We start from the raw sequence: 21,727 nt of genomic DNA, 5'->3' as shown, positions 1-21,727 counted from the left end.
CGCGTACTGGACGTACTTGGCTTTCGCCCGGTGCGGCGAGAGCGCGTGCCAGGCGTCGCGGGGCAGACGGGAGTTTGACGACAGGCCCTAGCCGACGGCGCGCCCGGCCGCCGGGGGCGGGGTGGGCTTGCGGCGCGGCGGGAAGACCTCGCCGGGCGTCGGAACGGGCTTCGCGGGCTGCGCGGGGCGCTGCGGCTCCTCGGGCTGCCGGTCGGGGGCCGGCTTCGGCCGGGGCTGGGGCCGCCCGGGGTCGGGGTCGGCCGCGGAGCGGGTGCCCTCGCGGCCGCCGGCCAGGGCCAGCAGCCGGGTCCGGGGCGCGGGCGCGGCGGCCGACAGGCGGCGGCGTACGGAGCGCTCGGCGATGCCCTGGGCCCGCTCCAGCACCGCGGCCGCGACGGGGTTGGCCCGTAGGGCGCGCAGGGCGGCGAGGTCGTCGGGCACCGGCTCGTACCCGGCGGCGAGGGCGTCCTGGAGCAGCTCCAGGTACCCGGGGAGGCTGCCGGGGAGGGCCTCCCGGTAGCGGGCGAGGTCGGCCAGCAGGAAGGCTCTGAGCCGGCCCGCCTCCGCGGCCGCGTCGTCCACCGACGCGGCGAGGCGCAGGCAGTCCTGTACCTCGGCGGCCGCCAGGGGGGCCGTGGAGGGCTGAAGGGCGTGGGCGAGGAGACGCCTGAGCACGTGCAGCTCGGCGGCGCTGAACGCCATGCCGCCGCGGGATCCGTAGGGCGTGGGCATGACGCCGAAGATACGCGCTAATCGGACAAAATCCCCCGAGGGCGGGGAATTCCGGCGCGGCGGGCGCTCCCCCCGCGCCCGTCCTCTTTCAGCCGGTCTCCTTGACGGACCGGAGGAAATCGGCCCAGGCGGCGTGGGTGGTGGCCATCACGAGGTGGGCCGGGTCGGCCCGGTCGGCGATCCGGACGAGCGTCCCCGGGGCGGCGGCGACGTAGACGCAGGCGTCTCCGTCGCCGCAGTAGGACGACTTCTGCCAGGCAGGCCGGGCGGCGTTCTCGGTCATGGTGTCTCCTCCGCCGTGGACGAGGGTCGTGGTGGTTCTCGAGCGTGACGCTATCGCCGCCGGAGTCGTACTCCGGCCATTTCCGCAAAAATCACAGCGCGAAAAATACACGGTGGTACGGAACACCGGTACGCGGGCCCGGCTCGGAAAGCGGCGGCGGGGGCCCGGCCGTCATTCCACGGGGAAGGCGTACGCGATCTCGTAGCGGGAGTCCGGGATGACGAGATCGGCGGTTTCGACGGGGCGGCCGTCGGTGTCCACGTACGTGCGCTCGATCTCGGTGATCATCGCGCCGAGGCTGATCCCGAGCAGGTTGGCCTGGTCCTGGTTCGCTCGGGACGGGCGCGGGACCTCCACCACGGAGGCGACGGTGATCCCGATGGACCGCATCCGCGCCACGACTCCCGCCCCGCGCAGTTCCCCCACCTCCGGCAGCACGACCGGGGTGCCCGAGGTGATCGCCAACGGCTCCCAGGACTCGGAGAGTTCGGCGGGACTCCCGTCGGCCATGAACTCGTAGCGGGTCATCACGCAGGGGTCGCCCGGGGCGATGGCCAGGCGGGCCGCGATGCGTTCGGGGGCGGGCAGCTGGGCGACGGTCCGGGAGTCCCAGGACGCGGCGATGCCGTGGGCGGCGGCCTCGGAGCGGAAGGTGTTGCCCGCACCGGGGACCCGGCGGCGGGTGCGGAGCATCCGCATGCGCCGGCGCGGGGTGCGGACGTAGGTGCCGGAGCCGGCGCGGCCCTCCAGGAAGCCCTCGATGATCAGCTGCTCCATCGCCCGCTGGGTGACGCTCTGCCCGACGCCGTACTCGGTGGCGAACCGGGCCCGGGAGGGCAGCTTGTCGCCGATCACCCACTCACCCGCCTCTATGCGGGACCGGAGCGAGTCGACCACCTGCAAGTACGGGGATTCACGCGGCATTTGGCCACCTCAGGAGCGTGTGCGTCCGACGCGGCCCAAGCTAACCCATCAGGTTGAAGCTGACGGATCGACCTGACGAGGGGTGAAGGGGCAGGTGGGACGGGACGGGTGACCGGGACGTGACGGCCCCCGCCCGGGCGGGGCGGGGGCCGTCACGTCAGGCGAACTTGGGCGCGTTGCGCTCGTACACCAGCCGCAGGCCGATCAGGGTCAGCCACGGCTCGTGGTCGTCGATCACCGAGGACTCGCCGAGGACGATCGGGGCGAGCCCGCCCGTGGCGATGACCCGCACGTCGTCCGGGTCGCCGCCCGGGCCCGCGAGCTCCTTGGACATGCGGGTGACGATCCCGTCGACCTGGCCCGCGAAGCCGTACACCACGCCCGACTGCATCGCCTCGACCGTGGACTTGCCGATCACGTTGCGCGGGCGGGCCAGCTCGATCTTGCGGAGTTGGGCCCCGCGCACGCCGAGCGCCTCCATCGAGATCTCGATGCCCGGGGAGATCACCCCGCCCACGTACTCGCCCTTCGCGGAGACCGCGTCGAAGGTCGTCGCCGTACCGAAGTCGACGACGATCGCCGGACCCCCGAACAGCTCGGCGGCCGCGACCGCGTTCACGATGCGGTCCGCGCCGACCTCCTTCGGGTTGTCCATCAGGATCGGCACGCCCGTCTTCGTGCCCGGCTCCACCAGCACCGCCGGGACGTCGCCGTAGTAGCGGCGGGTGACCTCGCGCAGCTCGTGCAGGACGGACGGCACCGTCGAGCAGATCGCGATGCCGTGGATCCCGTCGCCCAGCTCGGTGCCGAGCATCGGGTGCGTCCCCATCAGGCCCTGCATCAGGACGGCCAGTTCGTCGGCCGTCCGGCGCGGGTCGGTCGAGATGCGCCAGTGCTCGACGATCTCGTCACCGTCGAACAGTCCCAGGACCGTGTGGGTGTTGCCCACGTCGATGGTGAGGAGCACGGGTCACACCGCCTGGCGCAGGTCGAGACCGATGTCGAGGATCGGCGAGGAGTGCGTCAGGCCGCCGACCGCGAGGAAGTCCACACCGGTCTCCGCGTAGGCGCGGGCCGTCTCCAGGGTCAGCCGGCCCGACGATTCGAGGGTGGCGCGGCCCGCGACGAGGGTGACGGCCTCCTCGGTCTCCGGGACCGTGAAGTTGTCCAGCAGGATCAGGTCGGCGCCCGCGTCCACGACCTCGCGGACCTGGTGCATGGTGTCGGCCTCGACCTCGACCGGCACCTCCGGGAAGGCCTCGCGGACGGCCTTGAAGGCCTGCGCGATGCCACCGGCGGCGATCACGTGGTTGTCCTTGACCAGCGCCGCGTCCGACAGGGACATGCGGTGGTTGACGCCGCCGCCGCAGCGGACCGCGTACTTCTCCAGGGAGCGCAGGCCCGGCGTGGTCTTGCGGGTGTCGCGGACCTTCGCGTTCGTGCCCTCCAGGACGTCCGCCCAGCGGCGGGTGGCCGTCGCGATGCCGGAGAGCCGGCACAGGATGTTCAGGGCGCTGCGCTCGGCCGTCAGCAGGTCGCGGGTACGGGCGCGCACGGACAGCAGTACGTCGCCCTCCGCGACCCGGTCGCCGTCCTCGGCGTGCCGCTCCACCTCGAAGGACTCCGTGCACACCACGGAGAACACGGCCTCGGCGACGCGCAGTCCGGCCACCACGCCGGCCTCGCGGGCCACGAAGTCGGCGACGGCCTCGGCGTCCTCGGGGACGGTGGCGACGGTGGTGACGTCGACCCCGCCGTCCAGGTCCTCCGACAGCGCCATGTGCGCGATGTCCTCGACCTCGATCGGGTCCAGGCCCGCGTCCGCCAGCAGCTGGGCCAGCGCCGGGTCCAGGCCGGACTCCTCGCCCTCGCCGCAGCCGCAGTCGTCGCCGCAGCCGCCTTCGTTCTGGTCGATCAGGGGAAGTTCGGGGGTGCTCACGTCACTGCTCCAGGCTCGGGGGGTTGAGGGGGACGTCGACGGACGGGAAGTCCGCGGAGTCGGTGGGGGTGACGACCAGGGCGCGCTTCTCCGTCGCCGACAGCCGCACCACGAGGTGGCGGCGCCAGGCGGCGTCGTCGCGGTCGGGGTGGTCCTCGCGCCAGTGGCAGCCGCGGGTCTCCGCGCGCCGCTGGGCGGCCGCGACCAGGACCCGGGCCACGCACAGCAGGTTGGTCGCCTCCCAGGTCTCCACCCCCGGGACGGCCGTCTTGCCGTGGCTCTCCAGCTCGCCCAGCGCCCGCGCGTACAGGGTCTCCAGGGCCTCGGCGGCCCCGGCCAGGGAGGCGGCGGAACGGAGCACGCCCGCGCCGTCCGTCATGATCCGCTGGACCTCGTAGCGGGCCTCGGCCGGCTGGAGGGGACCGGTCGCGGGCACCGGGACGCCCGGGCCGCTGCCGGTCGGCGCGTGGGCGACGACGTCGTCCGCGATGCGCTCGGCGAAGACCAGGCCCTCCAGGAGGGAGTTGGACGCCAGCCGGTTCGCGCCGTGCACACCGGTGCAGGCGACCTCGCCGCACGCGTACAGGCCCGGCACGGTCGTACGTCCCTGGAGGTCGGTCCGCACGCCGCCGGAGGCGTAGTGCGCGGCCGGCGCGACCGGGATCGGCTCCGTCACCGGGTCGATGCCGTGCGCGCGGCAGGCCGCGAGGATCGTCGGGAAGCGCTGCTCCCACATCTGCGCGCCGAAGTGCCGGGCGTCCAGGTACATGTGCTGCGCGCCCTGCTCCTGCATGCGGCGCATGATGCCCTTCGCGACGATGTCGCGCGGGGCCAGCTCGGCCAGCTCGTGCTGCCCGGCCATGAAGCGCACGCCGTCCGCGTCGACGAGGTACGCTCCCTCGCCGCGCACGGCCTCCGACACCAGCGGCTGCTGCCCCTCGGCGTCCGGGCCCAGGAACAGCACCGTCGGGTGGAACTGCACGAACTCCAGGTCGGAGATCTCCGCCCCGGCGCGCAGCGCCAGGGCCACGCCGTCACCCGTGGACACCGACGGGTTGGTGGTCGCGGAGAACACCTGGCCCATGCCGCCGGTCGCGAGGATCACGGCCGGCGCGTGGACGGCGCCGACGCCGTCGTGCTGGCCCTCGCCCATCACGTGCAGGGTCACGCCGGCCGTGCGGCCCTCGGCGTCCTGGAGGAGGTCCAGGACGAGGGCGTTCTCCACGGTCTCGATGCCCGCCGCGTGCACGGCCTCGACCAGCGCCCGGGAGATCTCCGCACCCGTGGCGTCACCGCCCGCGTGCGCGATCCGGCGCCGGTGGTGGCCGCCCTCGCGGGTCAGCTCTATCTCACCGGTCTCGGCGGAGGTGTCGAAGACGGCACCGGTCGCGATGAGCCGGCGCACGGCGTCCGGACCCTCCGTGACCAGCAGCCGCACGGCCGCCTCGTCGCACAGGCCGGCGCCCGCCACCAGGGTGTCGTCCAGGTGCTGCTCGGGGGTGTCGCCCTCGCCGAGCGCCGCGGCGATGCCGCCCTGCGCCCAGCGGGTCGAGCCGTCGTCGAGGCGCGCCTTGGTCACCACGACCGTACGGCGGCCCGCGGCCGCGCAGCGCAGGGCCGCCGTCAGGCCCGCGACGCCGGACCCGACGACCACGACGTCCGCGTCGACGGCCCAGCCGGGGGCCGGGGCGTGCAGCCGTATGCCGGTGCCCGTGCCGCTGCTGTGGGCAGCGCCTCTGCCTGTGGTGCTCACGCGTGTGCTCCGAACTCCAATGGAATGTTGTCGATCAGCCGGGTCGTGCCGACCTTCGCCGCGACGGCCAGCACGGCCCGTCCGGTGAAGTCCGGGCCGACGTCGGTGAAGTCCTGCGGGTCCACCAGCGCCAGGTAGTCCAGCGCCAGCGGCGGGTCGTACCGGCCCGCCTCGTCCAGGACGTGGCGCGCCGCCGCCCGGACGGCGTCCGGCAGACCGGCGCCCGCCGCCGACACGGCGTGCGCGTCGGCGGACGCCCGGATCTCGCCGAGCCTGGCCAGGGCCGTGGCCCGTTCGTCGCTCGCGGGGGAGGCCTCGGCGCGGGCGCGCAGCGCGGCCTGGGCGGCGAGCCGGTCCCGGCCGGCGAACAGGGCGCGGGACAGGGCCAGCGCCGTACGCCGCTCCACGAGGGAGAGGTAGCGGTTCCGGGAGGACAGCGCGAGACCGTCGTCCTCGCGGACCGTCGGTACGCCCACCACGTCGACGGGGAAGTTCAGGTCGGTCACCATGCGCCGGATCAGCGCCAGTTGCTGCGCGTCCTTCTGGCCGAAGAAGGCCAGGTCGGGGCGGGTGAGGTGGAGGAGCTTGGCGACGACGGTCAGCATGCCGTCGAAGTGCCCGGGACGGGTGGCCCCTTCGAGGCGCCCGCCCATCGGCCCGGCCGTCACCCGCACCTGCGGGTCGCCGCCCGGGTAGACCTCGTCGACGGCGGGCGCGAACACGGCGTCCGCCCCGGCCTCCCCGCAGAGGGCGAGGTCGGCGTCGAGGGTGCGCGGGTAGCGGTCGAGGTCCTCGTTCGCCCCGAACTGGAGGGGGTTCACGAAGACGGTCACCACGACCTGGCCCCGCGGCCCGGCCTGCTCGCGGGCCGCGCGGACCAGCGTGGCGTGGCCCTCGTGCAGGGCGCCCATGGTCATCACGACCGCGCGGCGGCCCGTACGGGGCAGCTTCTCCAGCTCTTCGGCGGTGTTCAGCAGGAGCGGGCCGGTCATCGCTCGCCACCCTCCGGTTCGGCGTTGTCCGCGGGACTGGTGTCCGCGAGGACGCCGAGCAGGTCCTCGGCGAGTTCGGGCTTGAGCAGACCGTGCGCGAGGGCCCGGTCGGCGGTCGTACGGGCCATCGCCAGGTACCCGGCGACGGTCGCGGGGGCGTGCTTGCGCAGCTCCGAGACGTGCGCGGCGACCGTACCGGCGTCCCCGCGGGCCACCGGCCCCGTCAGGGCTCCGTCACCGGACCGCAGCGCGTTGTCGAGGGCCGCGCCGAGCAGCGGGCCGAGCATCCGGTCGGGGTGCTCGACCCCGGCCTGGCCGAGCAGTTCCATCGACTGGGCGACCAGGGTGACCAGGTGGTTCGCGCCCAGGGCGAGGGCCGCGTGGTACAGCGGACGGGCCTCCTCCGCGATCCATTCCGGTTCCCCGCCCATCTCGATGACCAGGGCCTCCGCGGCCAGGCGCAGCTCCTCGGGGGCGGTCACGCCGAAGGAGCAGCCCGCCAGGCGCTGTACGTCGACCTCGGTACCGGTGAAGGTCATCGCGGGGTGCAGGGCCAGCGGGAGGGCGCCCGCACGGCGCGCGGGGTCCAGCACGGCGGCCCCGTACCGCCCGGAGGTGTGCACGAGGAGCTGGCCGGGGCGGACGGCGCCCGTCTCCGCGAGGCCCTCGACGAGCCCGGGCAGGGTGTCGTCGGGGACGGTCAGCAGGACCAGGTCGGCCCGCTCCAGCACCTGCGCGGGCGGCACGACCGGCACGTCGGGCAGCAGCCGCGCCGCACGGCGCACTGAGGCGTCCGAGACGGCCGACACGGCGACGGGACGGTGCCCGGCCTGCTGGAGGGCGCGGGCCAGGGCGGGACCGACGCGGCCGGCGCCGACGACGCCGACGGCGAGCCGGGCAGGGCGACCGGACGGATCCCGGGGCTCCGTCTGATGGGGTGCGTTCACGCGGGGAATGCCTTCCGTTCCAGTCCGCGGGGGGTACCGGACGATACGCCGCCATGCTAGCCCCTGGGGGCCCGGGCCGATCGGCGGCGATCCGCGATGATCGGGGGCATGAGTGATGACGCGGAACGCAAGAAGCGGCTGGTGACGGCGTGGCGGGGGGCCGACCGGGTCCTCTCGCACGGCCTGCTGGAGCCGACGGTGGGCGAGCTGCTGGCGGCGCTCGCGCGGGCCCCGTACGAGCTGGACACCCCGTACGACCTGGACGCACCGGCCGACCTGTACGGCGACGGCGTCGTCGCCGACCTGGAACGCCGCGTCGCCGAACTGCTCGGCACCGAGGACGCCGCGTTCTTCCCCACCGGCACGATGGCCCAGCAGATCGCGCTGCGCTGCTGGGCGGGACGCACCGGCAACCCCGTCGTGGCCCTGCACCCCATGAGCCACCCGGAGCGCTGGGAGGGCGGCGCCCTGTCCGCCGTCTCCGGGCTGCGCACCGTCCATCCCGTGGCGGAGGCCCGCCAGCCCACCGCCGCCGAGGTCCGGGACCACCCGGAGCCCTTCGGCACGCTGATGCTGGAGCTGCCGCTGCGCGACGCCGGCTTCCTGCTGCCCACCTGGGAGGAACTGACGGAGCTGGTGGACGCGGCCCGTGAGCGCGACGCGGTCGTCCACTTCGACGGGGCCCGGCTGTGGGAGTCCACCGTCCACTTCGGCCGGCCGCTGCCGGAGATCGCGGGGCTCGCCGACTCCGTCTACGTCTCCTTCTACAAGTCCCTCGGCGGGCTGAGCGGGGCTGCGCTGGCCGGATCGCGGGCCTTCGTCGAGGAGACCCGGGTGTGGCGCCACCGGTACGGGGGCCAGGTCTTCCGGCAGTTCCCGCAGGCCCTGTCCGCACTGGCCGGCCTGGAACGGGAACTCCCCCGGCTGCCCTCGTACGTCGCCGGGGCCCGCATGGTCGCCGGGGCCCTCAGGGAGGGCTTCGCCGAGGCGGGGCTGCCCTGGTACCGGGTCCATCCGGAGGTCCCGCACACCCACCAGTTCCAGGTGTGGCTCCCCTACGAGGCGGACCGCCTCACGGACGCGGGCCTGCGGCTCGCGGAGGAGACGGGCACGGTCCTCTTCCGCCGCTGGTCCCCCGACGCCGCCCCGGGCCTCGCGATGACGGAACTCGACGTCACGCAGCCGGGCCTGACCTGGACCCCGGAGCAGGTCCGGGACGCGGTGAGGGAGTTCCTGGGGCGGGTGTGAGGGGGCGGGCGCGGCCCCGGCCGGTCCGCATTCCTCCCTCAGCACGCCCTGCGGCGCAGCGGGAGCAGGCGGCGCAGCGTCGCCCGCCAGTGGTGGGTCGCCGGGCGGCCGGCGAGGACGGCCCGGAACTGGGCTTCGGTGTGGAGGGCGCGCAGGGTCGCGACGTCGTCGCGGCCCGGGGGCGGGGGCATCGGGGTGTGCTGCTGCGAGGCCCGGTAGGTGTCGATGAGGTACTGCTCGATCGAGGTCATGCATCCACCCTCACCCCCTCGGGCGCAGCCCGCGCGCCGATTGACGTTCCGCGTCAATCGACGCCTCCGACCTGCGGCGGAGCCCTCGTACGGGTCGCCCGGACGGCGGTGCCGCGGAGGGCACCCCGGGCCGCCGCGCCGCGGCCTGCCGGGCGAGAATGGGGCGATGAGCGTCACCATCGACATCGCCGGACTCCCCGCGGAGCGGATCGGCTTCGCGCCGTCCCCGCTCGCCGAGCTCTGCATGGCCCTGCACGCGCTCTCGCAGCCCGCCCACCACCCCGGGCTCCATTCCTGGACGACCGCCACCACGGCCGCGCTGGACTCGTGCCTCGCGGACCGGCTGCTGGAGGCCGACTTCATGTGGCGCAGTTCCTTCTCCGACATCTTCATGCCCTTCGCCGGGGTCCCGGGCGCGGGCCTGCCGGCCGCGACGCTGGCCGAGGAGCTCGACGTGCTCGACCGGCTGGACGACGAGCGGTTCGTGATGGCGGCCCTGGAGCACTGCTGGCTGGCGCTGTACAACGAGGGCGGCGGGCCGTCCCCCCTGCGCGATCCGGCCGCGCGGGCGAAGGCGCTGGACACGGCGGCCGCGCGCGGGCCCCGGCAGCTGGCGTTCTCGCTGCGGCTGCTGGACGACACGGCGGCCGTGCGGGTGTGGCTGCGGCGGCTCCTGGAGGACTGCGAAGAGGCGTTCTTCGCCGAGATCTGGCGGCGGGTGGGGCCCCGGCAGGCCGCGGACGCCCGGCACAAGGCGGAGGTGCTGCGCCGCAAGGGGCTGCCGGCCGCGCTGCGGGAGGTGTCGACGGCGCTGAGCGTCGACCGGGAGCAGCGCACGATCACCGCCGACAAGATGGTGCACGGGCAGGCCACGGCCACGGATCCGCGGATCGGGGCGGGGCTGGTGTTCGTACCGACCGATTTCGGCTGGCCGCACCTGCTGGTGCTGCACGCGCCGGGCTGGCGTCCGGTGGTCCACTACCCGCTGGAGTCGCCGGAGCTGGCGTCCACGACGGGCTCGGTGGAGCTGCTCCAGCGGCGGATGGAGGCGCTGGCGCATCCCATGCGGATGTCGCTGTGCCGCAGTCTGGCGCGGGCTCCGTACACGACGAGCGAACTGGCGACGGTGTACGCGATATCCGCGCCCGAGGTGTCCCGGCACCTGACGGTCCTGAAGAAGGCCGGCCTGTTGCGTACGTGGCGTCAAGGCCGCTATGTCCAGCATCAGTTGGATCTGTCCGTGGTCGCGCGGATAGGCTCCGATTTCATCGAGGGCATTCTCCGCTGACTGTCGGCCGACCTTTTTCCGGACGCTGGCCTGAATTGTTCGGCGGAGACTCACCGATATACGGATTTCACAAACCGGAAGCAGTGAAAACTCTGGCGAGAGGCGCCTGTTGGTGCCTAACGTGCGTCCACCACTCCCCCACGCACCGTGCGATGCGCACCTGCTGTGAAAGGACCTTCATGCCCTCTCGCCGTATAGCCGCAGCAACCGCCGCACTGGCGGCCGCGGCCCTCGTCTCCCCGCTGCTGCTCGCCGGACCCGCCGGTGCCACCGGCAGCCCGCAGAGCGACGCCGCCCGGGGTGACGCCCTGGCCAAGAAGCTGGTCCAGGAGGCGACCGGGAAAGGCGCCAACAACCACCTGAAGGTCTTCCAGTCGCTGGCCGACTACAACAACGGCAATCGGGTGGCGGGTTCCAAGGGACACGTGCAGTCGGCGCAGTACATCGAGGCCGTGCTGAAGGCCGCCGGCTACAAGGTCACGAAGAACGAATTCGACTTCGTGTACGTGGAGGCGATCGCCGAGAAGCTTTCGGTGAACGGCGACGGCGGCCGGGACATCCCGATCCACCTGATGACGTACACGGCGAGCGGCCCGGAGGAGGGCGTGACCGCTCCGGTCGCGGTCGTCCCGGTGGACGCCGACGGTACGAACGGCTGCGAGCCCGGCGACTTCGCGGCGGGCGCCTTCACGGGCAAGATCGCCCTGGTCCAGCGCGGCGGCTGCACCTTCGCGGTGAAGCAGGCGAACGCGGCGGCGGCGGGTGCGGTCGGCGCGATCATCTACAACAACACCGACGGCGCCCTGAACGGCACCCTCGGCGACGCGAACGCGGGGAAGGTCCCGACCGGCGGCATCACGAAGGCGGACGGCGAGAAGCTCGCCGCCGACGCGGCGGCCGGCCCGGTCGAGGTCACCCTCGACATCCGCGAGCTGCGCGAGAACCGCAAGACGTACAACGTGATCGCCGAGACGAAGGGCGGCGACGAGAACAACACCGTCTTCCTCGGCGCGCACCTGGACTCGGTCGCGGCCGGTCCGGGCATCAACGACAACGGCTCCGGTTCGGCGGGCATCCTCCAGGTCGCGCAGCGCCTGGCGAGCCAGCAGACGAAGATCAAGAACAAGGTCAAGTTCGCCTGGTGGTCGGCGGAGGAGTACGGCCTGCTCGGCTCCGAGGCGTACGTCGCCTCCCTGACCGAGGCCCAGAAGAAGCAGATCAAGCTGTACCTGAACTTCGACATGATCGGCTCGCCGAACGCCGCCTACTTCGTCTACGACGGCGACGACTCGGACGCGACGGGCGCGGGCCCCGGCCCGGAGGGTTCGGCGCAGCTGGAGAAGGGGATCACCGACTTCCTCGACTCCAAGAACATCCCGCACGAGGGCACGGACTTCTCGGGCCGTTCGGACTACGGCCCGTTCATCGAGGTCGGCATCCCGTCGGGCGGTACGTTCACCGGCGCCGAGGGCATCAAGTCGCCGGAGCAGGCCGCGAAGTTCGGCGGTCAGGCGGGTGTCGCCTACGACGTGAACTACCACGGCAAGGGTGACGACATCACGAACATCGACCAGAAGGCGCTCGACATCAACGTCGACGTCATCGCGAACGCGGTCGGCCACTACGCCCACGACCTGGCTCCGCTGTCCCAGCCGGTCGTCTCGCAGCCGACCACCCCGGGCACGGGCAGTGGCGGCGGCCTGCACGAGGGCCACGGCCACGAGGTCACCAAGTAACGGCACACCGCACCCGCTGCGGGGCAGGGGCCGGGACTCCCGTCAGGGGGTCCCGGCCCCTGCCGCGTCCCCGGCGCCGCCCGGCCAGGCCGGGACGCCGACGGGCTGGACCAGCCAGCCGAAGTCGCCGAGGCCTCCGCGCGCGGTGAGCTCCGCCGCCTCGCCCGCCGCCGCCAGGGCGCGGACGTACGCCGCCGGGTCGGCGGAGGCCAGGGCCAGCGGGGGCCGGCCGCCCGAGACGCCGAGGGCGGTGAGGGCCTCGCGCTGGGTGAGCAGGACCGCGCCCGGTCCCGCGCAGGCGTCGAGCGCGACGTGCGCGGTCAGATCGCGGCCGCCGTCCGGGACGGGGGCCACCTCCCGGCCCGCCCGGAACCCGGTCAGGGTGCCGTACGGGGGCCGGGCCGCCCGGGTGTGGCAGTAGTCGACGGCCACCGCCAGGCCCCGGTCGAGGGTGGCGACGGCCGCCGCCCAGGCCTCGTCCCGGGGCCGGCCGATCTCGGCCCGCCCGGTCCGTTCCCCGTCCGGCCACCACCGCTCCAGCCAGGCCCGGTCGGCCGCGTCGAGGGGTCCGCCGGGGCTCTCCGTACCGTCGGCGGCGACCAGGACGTACCGGCCGTCCTCGGCGACGTCCAGCGGTACGTTGTCCAGCCACTCGTTCGCGAAGAGCAGCCCGGTCGTCCCCGCGGGCGGCTCGGCCACCCAGCGGATCCGCGGGTCCAGCCCGTCCGGCGCCGCCGCGCGTTCGACGGCGTACGGGCGCACCCGCACGGCCGTCTCCGCCGGCAGGGCGGCGAGGACCCCGGTCAGCAGTTCTCCCCGGCCGGCGCCCACGTCGACGAGGTCGAGCCGCCCGGGCCGCCCGAGCGCGGCGTCCACCTCGGCCAGCAGCCGGGCGACGGCCCGCGCGTACAGCGGGGAGGCGTGCACGGAGGTGCGGAAGTGTCCGGCGGGTCCGGGGCCGCCGGGGCGGACGTAGAAACCGCCGGGACCGTACAGCGACGTCTCGATCGCCGTCCGCCAGCGGAGGGGCCCCGCGCCTTCATCCTGAGCACTCATCACACGAAGGGTAGGCTCACCCTCCACCTTGGGGAGTACTCCCCCGTCACAGGGATCGCTCCTGTGGTTGACTCCAGCACCTATCTCCTTTCCCTACTCTGGGTTACGTGCAGCGCCTCTACGACTTCATCCGCAGACACCCGACGGGCGTCGACAGCTTCTGGGCTGTCCTCTTCTTCGGGCTCTCGATGGCGGCCGTGGTGGGAAATCCCGAACCGAGCACGGCCCTGCGCCTGGCCACCGTGCCGGTGGTCCTCGCGCTCACGGCCGCGCTGGCCCTGCGCCGCAAGTGGACCCAGGCCATGTTCTGGGTCACCGTCGGCGCGGGCGTCTACCAGCTGGCCTTCGGCATCGAGGCGCAGATCTGCGACCTGGCGATGCTGGTCGTGCTGTTCACGGTCGCCGCCGGGGACGTGCCGCGCTGGGTCTCGCGGGCCGCCCTGGGCGTCGGACTGCTGGCCTCCCCGGTGTACTTCCTGCGCTTCGGCGTGGACAAGGGCCTCTCCCTCACCGAGAGCATCACCTTCGCCCTGATGGTGATCGTCCCCTTCGCCCTCGCCTGGGTGACGGGCGACTCCCTGCGCACCCGCCGGGCCTACTACGCCCAGCTCGTGGAGCGCAACCAGCGGCTGGAGAAGGAGCGCGAGGCGCAGGCGAAGGTCGCGGTGGCCGCCGAGCGGGCCCGCATCGCCCGCGAGCTGCACGACGTCGTCGCGCACAACGTGTCGGTGATGGTGGTGCAGGCCGACGGCGCCGCGTACGTCATGGACGTGGCCCCGGAACAGGCCAAGGAGGCCCTCCAGACGATCTCCGGGACCGGCCGTCAGGCCCTCGCCGAGATGCGCCGCCTGCTGGGCGTACTGCGCACCGGCGAACCGCAGGACTCCGAGGACTACGTGCCGCAGCCGGACGTCGAGCAGATCGAGGTGCTGGTGGAGCAGGTGCGGGCGGCGGGCCTCACCGTGGACTTCGAGGTCGAGGGCGCTCCGCGGAAGCTGCCGAGCGGGGTGGAGCTGACCGCGTACCGGATCGTGCAGGAGGCGCTGACGAACACGCGCAAGCACGGCGGTCCGGAGGCGAAGGCGAGCGTGCGGCTCGTCTACTTCGACGACGGGCTGGGCCTGCTGGTCGAGGACGACGGCCGGGGCGCGGCGCACGAACTGTACGAGGACGGCGGCGCGGACGGCGCCGGACACGGTCTGATCGGCATGCGGGAACGGATCGGTATGGTCGGAGGCACCCTGGACGCGGGACCGCGACCCGGCGGAGGCTTCAGGATCAGTGCTCTGCTCCCGCTCAAGAAGAGGTAGAGGTATTCACCGATGTCCATCCGAGTGATGCTCGTCGACGACCAGGTGCTGCTGCGCACCGGCTTCCGGATGGTGCTCGCCGCCCAGCCGGACATGGAGGTGGTCGCCGAGGCGGGGGACGGCCTGGAGGCGCTGGAGGTGCTGCGGGCCACGAAGGTGGACGTGGTGCTGATGGACGTCCGCATGCCGCGGCTCGACGGGGTCGAGGCGACGCGGCGGATCTGCGAGCCGGAGGAACACCCGAAGGTGATCATCCTGACCACCTTCGACCTGGACGAGTACGCGTTCTCCGGGCTCAAGGCGGGTGCGAGCGGCTTCATGCTGAAGGACGTCCCGCCCGCGGAGCTGCTGGCCGCGATCCGGTCCGTGCACAGCGGGGACGCCGTCGTGGCCCCGTCGACGACGCGCCGGCTGCTGGACCGGTTCGCCCCGATGCTGCCGACGACGACGGAGGAGCCGAAGAACAAGGAGGTCGAGCGGCTGACGGAGCGTGAGCGCGAGGTCATGCTGCTGGTGGCGCAGGGGCTGTCGAACGGCGAGATCGCGGCCCGGCTGGTCCTCTCGGAGGCCACGGTGAAGACGCACGTGGGCCGCATCCTGACGAAGCTGAGCCTGCGCGACCGCGTCCAGGTCGTGGTCCTGGCGTACGAGACGGGCCTGGTCCGCGCGGGCGGCCTGTAAGGGCCCCTCCCGCTACAGCGGGGCCGGCGCCGAAGTGCGCAGGTGGGCCAGAAGGGCGCCCAGGGTGTCCCAGCCGGCCGGGTCGGTGCCGTCGCCCAGCGGGTAGTGCAGTCCGGGCCGGCGGGCCGGGCCCACCCGGGCGGGCTTGAGGGCCAGCGGGGGCCGACGGGCGTGGGTCAGGGTGGCCTCGGCCACTCCGGCCCCGCCCAGGGTGAACGACACGGGCAGCGGGGGCGGCGCGAGGCGCGGGGCCACGCCGAGGTCCCGCCGTCCCGGTCCGGCCGAGGCCAGCATGCTGATCAGGCCGTGCCCGGTCACGAGCTCCTCCGCCAGGGCGGGCAGCGCGTCCAGCGGGAGTTCCTCCGACGGGCCGTAGCCGAGGGACAGGGTGACGTCCTCCTCGACCCCGGCGGCCGTCCGGGTCACGCGTACGGTCGCCAGCGCGGGCCGCTCCGGGTGTCCGACGGCGGTGATCAGGGTCGGTTCCGGGGCCCGGCCGCGGGCCAGGTCGGTGAGCTGGCGCGGGGACCAGGGCAGGTTGACGGGCTCGGCGGTGCCCCAGCCGGCGGGCGGCCGCCCGGTCAGGGTGCGCCAGGCGGCTTCCAGGGAGCGGCCCAGGGTCACGTCCGCCTCGGCGGGGTGTTCCGTACGGAACGACACGGTCAGGCGGCGTTCGCCGGAGGCGTCCGGCTGCGCGAAGGCCTCGGCGGGGCGGGTCTGCCCGGCTGCGTCCCGGACCGGGGCGAAGGTGCCGTCCTGCCAGCTCAGGACCGCTCCGGACAGGCCGTCGTAGTAGCCGCCCGCGGGGTCCTGGACGACCCACCGGTTGGGCGCGCCGGTCAGGGCGGTGCGCAGCGGGAGGCTGAGGCGGCAGTGGGCGGGGGTGACGACGTGCAGGGCCGCGCCGAAGCCGGCCGTGGTCCGCAGGACGTCCGACAGCCAGGCCGTGAGCGGGACCACGGGCCGGTCGGCGAGGACCACCGCCGTGGACTCGGTGACGACGTCCACGGTGGGCAGGGCGCCGACGGGCGCGGGCGCGGCCGAGGCCTCGGAGGTGACCTCCACGGCGCCGACGCGGCCGGCGCCCTCGGGCCAGACGGTGCCGCCGAGGACCTCGGCGAGCCGGCCGGCGACGGCTCCGGCGAGGGTGGCCGCCTCGGGCACGGCCGTGGACGCGCGGGTCTCCGTCCACCACACGGGGGTGGCGGTCGGGGTGCCCAGGAGCCGTTCCGCCTCGCCGGGGACCTGGACGAGTACGGGCGCCTCCACGGAGACCAGCGGCCGGCCGCCCGCTCCGAGGAGCTGGATGACGGCGCCCTCCCCGGCGGCCTGGGCGTCGAGGTCGGCGCCGCCCGCCGCGAGGGCCACCAGCATCGCGGTGGTGTCGGGCATGTGCGGGGTGAGGGCGATGACGTCCTTGGTCACGGTGCTTCCCGATCGGCCGGGGGCGAGGTGTTCTGCGGTGCGCCGGTCAGCGCGGTCTGCACGATCTGGTGGGGCCGTCCGCGCCGGACGAGCGTGCCGCGGCCCGGCGGCTGCGCGCTGGCGTACAGCTGCGGGAACAGCTGTCCTTCGGAGCGTTCGCCGGTCATCACGAGCGCCGCGGTGCCCGATTCGCGCAGGGTGGTCATCAGCGGTTCGTACAGGGCCCGGGAGGATCCGGCGACCCGTCGGGCGAGCACGAAGTGCAGGCCGATGTCCTGGGCGGACGGCAGGTACGGCACGAACGCCTGGAGCGGCTGCTGCCCGGCGGTGGTGAGGATGTCGTAGTCGTCGACGAGGACCACGATGCGCGGGCCGGTGAAGCCGGGGCCCTCGTCGGCGTCGGGGTCGATGCCGTCCTCGGGGAGCCGCTTGCCGAGCTCCTTGGCGATGCCGGCCGACAGCGCGGAGGCGATCTTCGCGTTGTGCGCGTACCCGCCCCGGTAGGGCTCGGGCACCACGCCGCGCAGGCCGCGCCGCGGGTCGTAGACGGCGAAGACCAGCTCGTCCTCCCCGTAGCGGGCGATGAGCTGCCGGGCGATCAGGGCGAGCAGGTTGGTCTTCCCGCACTCGCTGTCGCCGAGGACCATCAGGTGCTGGTCCTGCTCGAAGAGGTCGAGGAGGACCGGCGCGAGGACGTCCTGGTCCACCCCGATGGGGATCCGGTACGGCTCGTCCTGCGCGGACGGCAGCCGCTCGGCGGGCAGCCGCGCGGGCAGGACCCGTACGGGGGAGGCGAGGTCGCCGTGCCAGGTGGCGCGGACGGTGCCCGCGGCTTCCTCCAGGGCGGCGGCGAGGTCCGTGGTCCCGGACCGGGAGTCGATGCGGGGCAGGGCGACCTGCGCGAACAGTTTGGCGTCGGTGAGGACCCGGCCCGCGTCGTCCGGGGAGATGGTCTCGGACAGCTTGCGGTCGATGGCCGAGTCGGAGGGGTCGCCGAGGCGCAGTTCGACGCGGCCGCCGAACAGGGACTGGTTGGCGATGCGGACGTCGTTCCAGCGGAGCATGCCCGCGACGACGTGGATGCCGTAGCCACCGCCGCGCTTGAGGAGGTCGGTGACGGCGTCGTCGAGCTCGTCGAACTCCTCGCGCAGGGCCCCGTACCCGTCGACGATCAGGACGATGTCGGTGGAGGTGAGCTCCGGCAGCCCGCCCTGGGAGCGGAGCCGGCGCAGCTGGTCGACGGAGTCGATGGAGTGCTCGCGGAAGAGTTCCTCGCGGGCGGAGAGCATGCCCCGTACCTCGGCGACCGTGCGGGCGGCCCGTTCGCGGTCGGCGCGTCCGGCGATCCCGCCGACGTGGGGGAGCCCGGCGAGGGCGGCGAGGCCGCCTCCGGCGAGGTCGAGTCCGTAGACCGCGACCTCCTGCGGGGTGTGGGTGAGGGCGAGCGACAGTGCGAGGGTGCGCAGCAGGGTGGTCTTGCCGGACTGCGGGCCGCCGGTGACGGCGGTGTGGCCGCCGGCGACGGTGAGGTCCAGCTCCCAGGGGCCGCGCCACTGCCGGGCCGGGTCGTCGAGGACCCCGAGAGGGACGCGCAGGGGGCGGCGTTCGCCGGTGCCGAGGCGCAAGCCGCCCCCGGTGACGGAGAGGGGTCCGGCGGCGGCGTCGAGGGGGATCGCGTCGGGCAGCGGCGGCAGCCAGATCCGGCGGACGGGCGGGGCGGCTTCGGCGAGCTGGTCGACGATGACGGAGAGCACGCTGGGGCCGGTCTCGCGGACGGTGGCGGCTGGCTTCTCCTCGGCGTCCTCGGGCGGGGCGGCCGTGTCCCCGAGGGTGTTGAAGGTGGGGTAGGCGAGGGCGAGGGGGCCCTGCGCGTCGCCGTCGCGGTCGGCGGCCGGGCCGCGGTAGCGGCCGGAGACGTAGCCGGCCTTGAAGCGGGTGTAGGTGGAGGTGTCCACCTTGAGGTAGCCGAAGCCGGGCAGCGGCGGCAGCATGAAGGCGTCGGTGGTGTCGAGGACGGTGCGCGATTCGTCGGCGGAGAAGGTGCGCAGGCCGAGCCGGTACGACAGGTAGGTGTCGAGGCCCTTGAGCTTGCCGCCCTCGATGCGCTGGCTGGACAGCAGCAGGTGCACGCCGATGGAGCGGCCGATGCGGCCGATCGACAGGAACAGGTCGATGAAGTCGGGTTTGGCGGTGAGGAGTTCACCGAACTCGTCGATGACGACGAACAGGTGGGGCAGCGGCTCCAGTTCGGGCTTCTCGGCGCGCAGGACGGCGTAGTGGCCGATGTCGGCGACGTTCCCGGCGGCCTTGAGGACCTGCTGGCGGCGCTTGACCTCGCCGGCGAGGCTGGTGTGGACGCGTTCGACGAGTCCGGCCTGGTTCTCCAGGTTGGTGATGACGCCGGCGACGTGCGGGAGCTTCTCGAAGGGGGCGAAGGTCGCGCCGCCCTTGTAGTCGACGAGGACCATGGCGAGGTCCTCGGGCGAGTGGGTGGCGACCAGCGCGAGGACGAGGGTGCGCAGCAGCTCGCTCTTGCCGGAGCCGGTGGCGCCGACGCACAGCCCGTGCGGGCCCATGCCGAGCTGCGAGGACTCCTTGAGGTCGAGCAGGACGGGGCCGTGGCGGTCGTCGATGCCGATGGGCACGCGCAGGAAGTCCCGTTCGCCGCGCGGCGCCCAGAGGCGGGCCACGTCGAGGGCGGCCGGGTCGGTGATGCCGAGGAGGCCCATGAAGTCGACGGGTCCGGAGACGGGGGTGCCCTCGGCGACGGACTCGGCGGACAGGCGCAGCGGGGCGAGCATCCGGGCGAGGCCCTCGGCGGTGGCGGGGGCGAGCGGGTCGCAGAGGCCCTCGGCGGTGGGGCCGTGCGGGGTGCGCAGGTCGCGGACGGTGACGCGGGAGCCGTCGACGGTGATCCGTATGGTCACCTCGTCGGGCTCGTGGACCTGTTCGGCGAGCAGGTGGAGCACGGTGGTGTTCATGTCGGACAGGCCCACCGCGGTGTCGGGGCGGGGCAGTTCGACGGCGTTCTCGCCGTACTCGTCGCTGACGACGAGGAGCCGGCCGGCGAGCCGCAGCGCGCCCCTGTCGGACAGGCCGCGGCGGACCTCGGCGGCGTAGGAGGCCCTGCGGCGCAGGTCCGGTCCGAGGACCTCGGCGAGCTGGGGCAGGCTGGGGGCGATCCGCCGGGCGGGGACCGGGCCGTCCAGTTCCTGCGGGTCGAGGACGTGGGGCAGCCACTTGGCCCAGTCCCAGTCCCCGGCGAGGCGCTCGCCGGGGACGCCGAGGGCGATCGCGACGTCGTCGGGGGCGTGCAGCACGGCGGTGTGGACGAGCAGGGCGCGGGCGACGCGCAGGACGCCTTCGCGGTCGCCGACGATGCTGACGTTCCCGGCCCGGTCGAGGGGGACGGTCAGCGGGAAGTCGCTGGCCCGCTGGAAGCGGGACATCAGGGCGCCGGCCTCGTTCAGCATGAACCGGTCGGGCGGGGTGAGCACGCCGCCGGCGCCGGGGGCGAGGCCGAGGTCCTGGACGGCGACGGCGCCGGTGCCCAGGCGGGGGCGCAGGAAGTCGGGGTCGGTGCGGCGCCGCTCCCACAGGCGGGCCGGGTCGCGCACGAGGTCGTAGAGGGCCTCCGGCGGCGGGTTGAGGCGGCGGGCCTCGTCGCGCAGCGCCTTTTCGCGGGCGCCGAGTTCCTCGCGCTGTTCCTCCAGGTATTCGAGGTAGCGCTCGCGCTGGGCGCGGCGGGTGCGCTGGGCCTTGCCGCGCTGGGACCAGAAGAGGGCGACGGCGCCGAGCAGGGCGAAGACGAGCACGATCGCACCGACGGCGGCGAACTGGCTGTTGCGGATCACGGTCATCATGACGACCGAACCCATGACGCCGGCCATCGGCAGCAGTGCGGTGGCCGGGCTGCCGATCTTGCCTTCGGGGAGGTTGGGCGGGGCTTCGACGGTGCGGGGCGCGGCCGGGGCGGGGGGCAGGGTGCCCCGGGCGGGCCGGTGGACCAGCTGCTGCGTCACCGGGCGGCGCCGGCTGCCGGGAGCGCGACGGCGCGCTGGAGGACTTCGGCGGCCAGCCGGACGGCCGCCAGCCGGGTTTCGGCGCCGAGGAGTTCGGTGCGGACGGCGCCGCCGGAGGCGAGGTGGCGGTCGTAGGGCAGTACGACGACCCCGGCGCCCGTGGCCCGTAGTTCCCCGGCGGCCTTGGTGAGGTCGACGGCGGGGTGCGGGGCCTGGGAGGTGAGCACGACGACGGTGCGGGGCAGGACGGGCACGGGCAGGGAGCCGAGCCAGTCGAGGACGGCGTGGGTGGAGACCAGGCCCTCGGCGGTCGCGGGGGTGGTGAGGACGCGGGCGTGCGCGGTGTCGAGGGCGGTACGGGCCACCTCGCCGGGCAGGGTCTCGCAGTCGACGACGGTGACCCCGAAGTAGCGGCGCAGCGCGACCATGACGGTCCGGTAGGTGGCGACGTCGACCTGGGCGCCGATGCGGCCCTGGCTGCCGGGCAGCAGCCAGCCGCCGTCTGCGAGGGGCACGAGGTAGCCGGTGACGTCGGTGAGCTGCATGGAGGGGCGGACGATCTGGGCGAGGTCGCCGCAGGTCCAGCGCAGGGACTGGACGCCGAGCCGGACCGGGAGGGTGCCGAGGGCGGCGTCGGCCTCCAGCGTGAGCACCGGGTCGTGGCGGAAGTGGTTGTAGGTGCGGCTGAGCAGGGCGGTGACGGTGGTCTTGCCGGAGCCGCCGCGGATGCTGGTGACGACGATGTGGCGGCCCGTGGTGACGGGCTGTTGCACCTGGGTGGCCAGCTCCGTCTCGGCGGCGACGGCCCGGGCCACGGAGGAGCCGAGGGCGCCGCGCAGGGTGCGCAGGGTGCGGCGCACCAGGGGGTCGCCGTGGCGGGGGCGGCCGGCGGGGGCCCCGGACCCGGCGACCGGGACGGTCTCGGGGGCGGCGCGGGGCGCTGCGGGGCGAGGGGCGGGGGTGGGGTGCTGGGGGTGCCGCTGGGGCTGGTGCGGCTGTGGTTGCTGTTGTGACTGCTGCGGCTGTGGTTGCTGCTGCTGTGACTGCTGCGGGGGTACGGAGGCGGCCACGGGGGTCCCGGTCAGCTCGCCCAGGACCCCGGCCTGCCAGTCGTCGCGCTGGTTCATGTCTGCCATGTCT

18 protein-coding genes are annotated in these 21,727 nt (G+C 74.2%); 5 read left to right on the top strand and 13 right to left on the bottom strand.

The genetic code is table 11. From position 1 onward, the window contains the following. Window positions 1-87 precede the first annotated feature (87 nt). The 8 genes from AC07B0_RS16780 to AC07B0_RS16745 form a co-directional block, all read right to left on the bottom strand. The gene (locus AC07B0_RS16780) at window positions 88-702 is read right to left on the bottom strand and encodes a hypothetical protein (RefSeq protein ID WP_356871607.1); all 615 of its coding nucleotides are present in this window, start codon (window positions 700-702) and stop codon (window positions 88-90) included. A gap of 118 nt (window positions 703-820) precedes the next feature. Beyond that, the gene (locus AC07B0_RS16775) at window positions 821-1,015 is read right to left on the bottom strand and encodes a DUF397 domain-containing protein (RefSeq protein ID WP_356871199.1); all 195 of its coding nucleotides are present in this window, start codon (window positions 1,013-1,015) and stop codon (window positions 821-823) included. A gap of 171 nt (window positions 1,016-1,186) precedes the next feature. After that, window positions 1,187-1,939 carry a GntR family transcriptional regulator gene (locus tag AC07B0_RS16770; protein WP_356871201.1) on the bottom strand — a complete coding sequence of 251 codons (753 nt, stop codon included), beginning with the start codon at window positions 1,937-1,939 and terminating at the stop codon, window positions 1,187-1,189. Between the two features lie 157 nt (window positions 1,940-2,096). Beyond that, window positions 2,097-2,906 (bottom strand): type III pantothenate kinase, encoded by an 810-nt coding sequence (locus AC07B0_RS16765; RefSeq protein WP_356871203.1) that lies wholly within the window; start codon window positions 2,904-2,906, stop codon window positions 2,097-2,099. Between the two features lie 3 nt (window positions 2,907-2,909). Beyond that, a complete protein-coding gene (nadC, locus tag AC07B0_RS16760) occupies window positions 2,910-3,878 on the bottom strand; it encodes a carboxylating nicotinate-nucleotide diphosphorylase (RefSeq protein ID WP_356871205.1) in 969 nt (322 codons plus the stop codon). A 1-nt stretch (window position 3,879) separates the two neighbouring features. Next, the gene (locus AC07B0_RS16755; RefSeq protein ID WP_356871207.1) at window positions 3,880-5,631 is read right to left on the bottom strand and encodes an L-aspartate oxidase; all 1,752 of its coding nucleotides are present in this window, start codon (window positions 5,629-5,631) and stop codon (window positions 3,880-3,882) included. Beyond that, window positions 5,628-6,623: a pantoate--beta-alanine ligase gene (panC, locus tag AC07B0_RS16750; RefSeq protein ID WP_356871209.1), complete on the bottom strand. Its 996-nt coding sequence runs from the start codon at window positions 6,621-6,623 to the stop codon at window positions 5,628-5,630. The genes AC07B0_RS16755 and panC overlap by 4 nt, the downstream gene beginning before the upstream one ends. Further along, the gene (locus tag AC07B0_RS16745; RefSeq protein ID WP_356871211.1) at window positions 6,620-7,570 is read right to left on the bottom strand and encodes a Rossmann-like and DUF2520 domain-containing protein; all 951 of its coding nucleotides are present in this window, start codon (window positions 7,568-7,570) and stop codon (window positions 6,620-6,622) included. The genes panC and AC07B0_RS16745 overlap by 4 nt, the downstream gene beginning before the upstream one ends. Before the next feature lie 108 nt (window positions 7,571-7,678). Between AC07B0_RS16745 and AC07B0_RS16740 the strand changes: the two genes are divergently transcribed. Further along, the gene (locus tag AC07B0_RS16740; protein WP_478898502.1) at window positions 7,679-8,818 is read left to right on the top strand and encodes a threonine aldolase family protein; all 1,140 of its coding nucleotides are present in this window, start codon (window positions 7,679-7,681) and stop codon (window positions 8,816-8,818) included. A gap of 38 nt (window positions 8,819-8,856) precedes the next feature. Here the strand turns inward: AC07B0_RS16740 and AC07B0_RS16735 are convergent, their stop codons facing one another. After that, window positions 8,857-9,069 carry a hypothetical protein gene (locus AC07B0_RS16735; protein WP_356871216.1) on the bottom strand — a complete coding sequence of 71 codons (213 nt, stop codon included), beginning with the start codon at window positions 9,067-9,069 and terminating at the stop codon, window positions 8,857-8,859. Window positions 9,070-9,235: 166 nt separating this feature from the next. On the opposite strand from AC07B0_RS16735, the gene AC07B0_RS16730 reads away from it, so the two are divergent. Both AC07B0_RS16730 and AC07B0_RS16725 read left to right on the top strand, forming a co-directional pair. After that, the gene (locus tag AC07B0_RS16730; RefSeq protein ID WP_356871218.1) at window positions 9,236-10,357 is read left to right on the top strand and encodes a DUF5937 family protein; all 1,122 of its coding nucleotides are present in this window, start codon (window positions 9,236-9,238) and stop codon (window positions 10,355-10,357) included. 179 nt (window positions 10,358-10,536) lie between these two features. Then, entirely contained in the window at window positions 10,537-12,093 is a 1,557-nt protein-coding gene (locus AC07B0_RS16725; protein WP_356871220.1) for a M28 family metallopeptidase, read from the top strand. Between the two features lie 42 nt (window positions 12,094-12,135). Here the strand turns inward: AC07B0_RS16725 and AC07B0_RS16720 are convergent, their stop codons facing one another. Beyond that, window positions 12,136-13,149 (bottom strand): SAM-dependent methyltransferase, encoded by a 1,014-nt coding sequence (locus tag AC07B0_RS16720; RefSeq protein WP_478898501.1) that lies wholly within the window; start codon window positions 13,147-13,149, stop codon window positions 12,136-12,138. A gap of 107 nt (window positions 13,150-13,256) precedes the next feature. On the opposite strand from AC07B0_RS16720, the gene AC07B0_RS16715 reads away from it, so the two are divergent. Together AC07B0_RS16715 and AC07B0_RS16710 are read left to right on the top strand one after the other, a co-directional pair. Beyond that, window positions 13,257-14,459 (top strand): sensor histidine kinase, encoded by a 1,203-nt coding sequence (locus tag AC07B0_RS16715; RefSeq protein ID WP_356871224.1) that lies wholly within the window; start codon window positions 13,257-13,259, stop codon window positions 14,457-14,459. A 12-nt stretch (window positions 14,460-14,471) separates the two neighbouring features. Next, complete coding sequence (locus tag AC07B0_RS16710) at window positions 14,472-15,140, top strand: response regulator transcription factor (protein WP_356871226.1); 669 nt, start codon at window positions 14,472-14,474, stop codon at window positions 15,138-15,140. A gap of 12 nt (window positions 15,141-15,152) precedes the next feature. Here the strand turns inward: AC07B0_RS16710 and AC07B0_RS16705 are convergent, their stop codons facing one another. From AC07B0_RS16705 to AC07B0_RS16695, 3 genes are read right to left on the bottom strand one after another with little or no spacing between them, the layout of a single operon-like run. Further along, window positions 15,153-16,565, bottom strand: coding sequence for a DUF6177 family protein (locus tag AC07B0_RS16705; RefSeq protein ID WP_478898500.1), 1,413 nt, complete (start codon window positions 16,563-16,565; stop codon window positions 15,153-15,155). Then, window positions 16,562-20,587 carry a type VII secretion protein EccCa gene (eccCa, locus tag AC07B0_RS16700; RefSeq protein WP_478898499.1) on the bottom strand — a complete coding sequence of 1,342 codons (4,026 nt, stop codon included), beginning with the start codon at window positions 20,585-20,587 and terminating at the stop codon, window positions 16,562-16,564. Before eccCa ends, AC07B0_RS16705 begins: the two co-directional genes overlap by 4 nt. Continuing rightward, complete coding sequence (locus tag AC07B0_RS16695; RefSeq protein WP_478898498.1) at window positions 20,584-21,723, bottom strand: MinD/ParA family ATP-binding protein; 1,140 nt, start codon at window positions 21,721-21,723, stop codon at window positions 20,584-20,586. Before AC07B0_RS16695 ends, eccCa begins: the two co-directional genes overlap by 4 nt. Between the last annotated feature and the right edge of the window lie 4 nt (window positions 21,724-21,727).

It is taken from the genome of Streptomyces sp. NPDC044704 (genome assembly GCF_056433525.1).
The sequence above is the reverse complement of the archived record's forward strand: the minus strand, read 5'-3'. Positions and strand labels throughout refer to the sequence as shown.

Excerpts from the sequence above, each read along its gene's own strand:
- AC07B0_RS16780 (WP_356871607.1), bottom strand. The coding sequence starts at position 702 with ATGGCGTTCAGCGCCGCCGAGCTGCACGTGCTCAGGCGTCTCCTCGCC.
- AC07B0_RS16775 (WP_356871199.1), bottom strand. The coding sequence starts at position 1,015 with ATGACCGAGAACGCCGCCCGGCCTGCCTGGCAGAAGTCGTCCTACTGC.
- AC07B0_RS16770 (WP_356871201.1), bottom strand. The coding sequence starts at position 1,939 with ATGCCGCGTGAATCCCCGTACTTGCAGGTGGTCGACTCGCTCCGGTCC.
- panC (WP_356871209.1), bottom strand. The coding sequence starts at position 6,623 with ATGACCGGCCCGCTCCTGCTGAACACCGCCGAAGAGCTGGAGAAGCTG.
- AC07B0_RS16740 (WP_478898502.1), top strand. The coding sequence starts at position 7,679 with ATGAGTGATGACGCGGAACGCAAGAAGCGGCTGGTGACGGCGTGGCGG.
- AC07B0_RS16735 (WP_356871216.1), bottom strand. The coding sequence starts at position 9,069 with ATGACCTCGATCGAGCAGTACCTCATCGACACCTACCGGGCCTCGCAG.
- AC07B0_RS16730 (WP_356871218.1), top strand. The coding sequence starts at position 9,236 with ATGAGCGTCACCATCGACATCGCCGGACTCCCCGCGGAGCGGATCGGC.
- AC07B0_RS16725 (WP_356871220.1), top strand. The coding sequence starts at position 10,537 with ATGCCCTCTCGCCGTATAGCCGCAGCAACCGCCGCACTGGCGGCCGCG.
- AC07B0_RS16720 (WP_478898501.1), bottom strand. The coding sequence starts at position 13,149 with ATGAGTGCTCAGGATGAAGGCGCGGGGCCCCTCCGCTGGCGGACGGCG.
- AC07B0_RS16710 (WP_356871226.1), top strand. The coding sequence starts at position 14,472 with ATGTCCATCCGAGTGATGCTCGTCGACGACCAGGTGCTGCTGCGCACC.
- AC07B0_RS16695 (WP_478898498.1), bottom strand. The coding sequence starts at position 21,723 with ATGGCAGACATGAACCAGCGCGACGACTGGCAGGCCGGGGTCCTGGGC.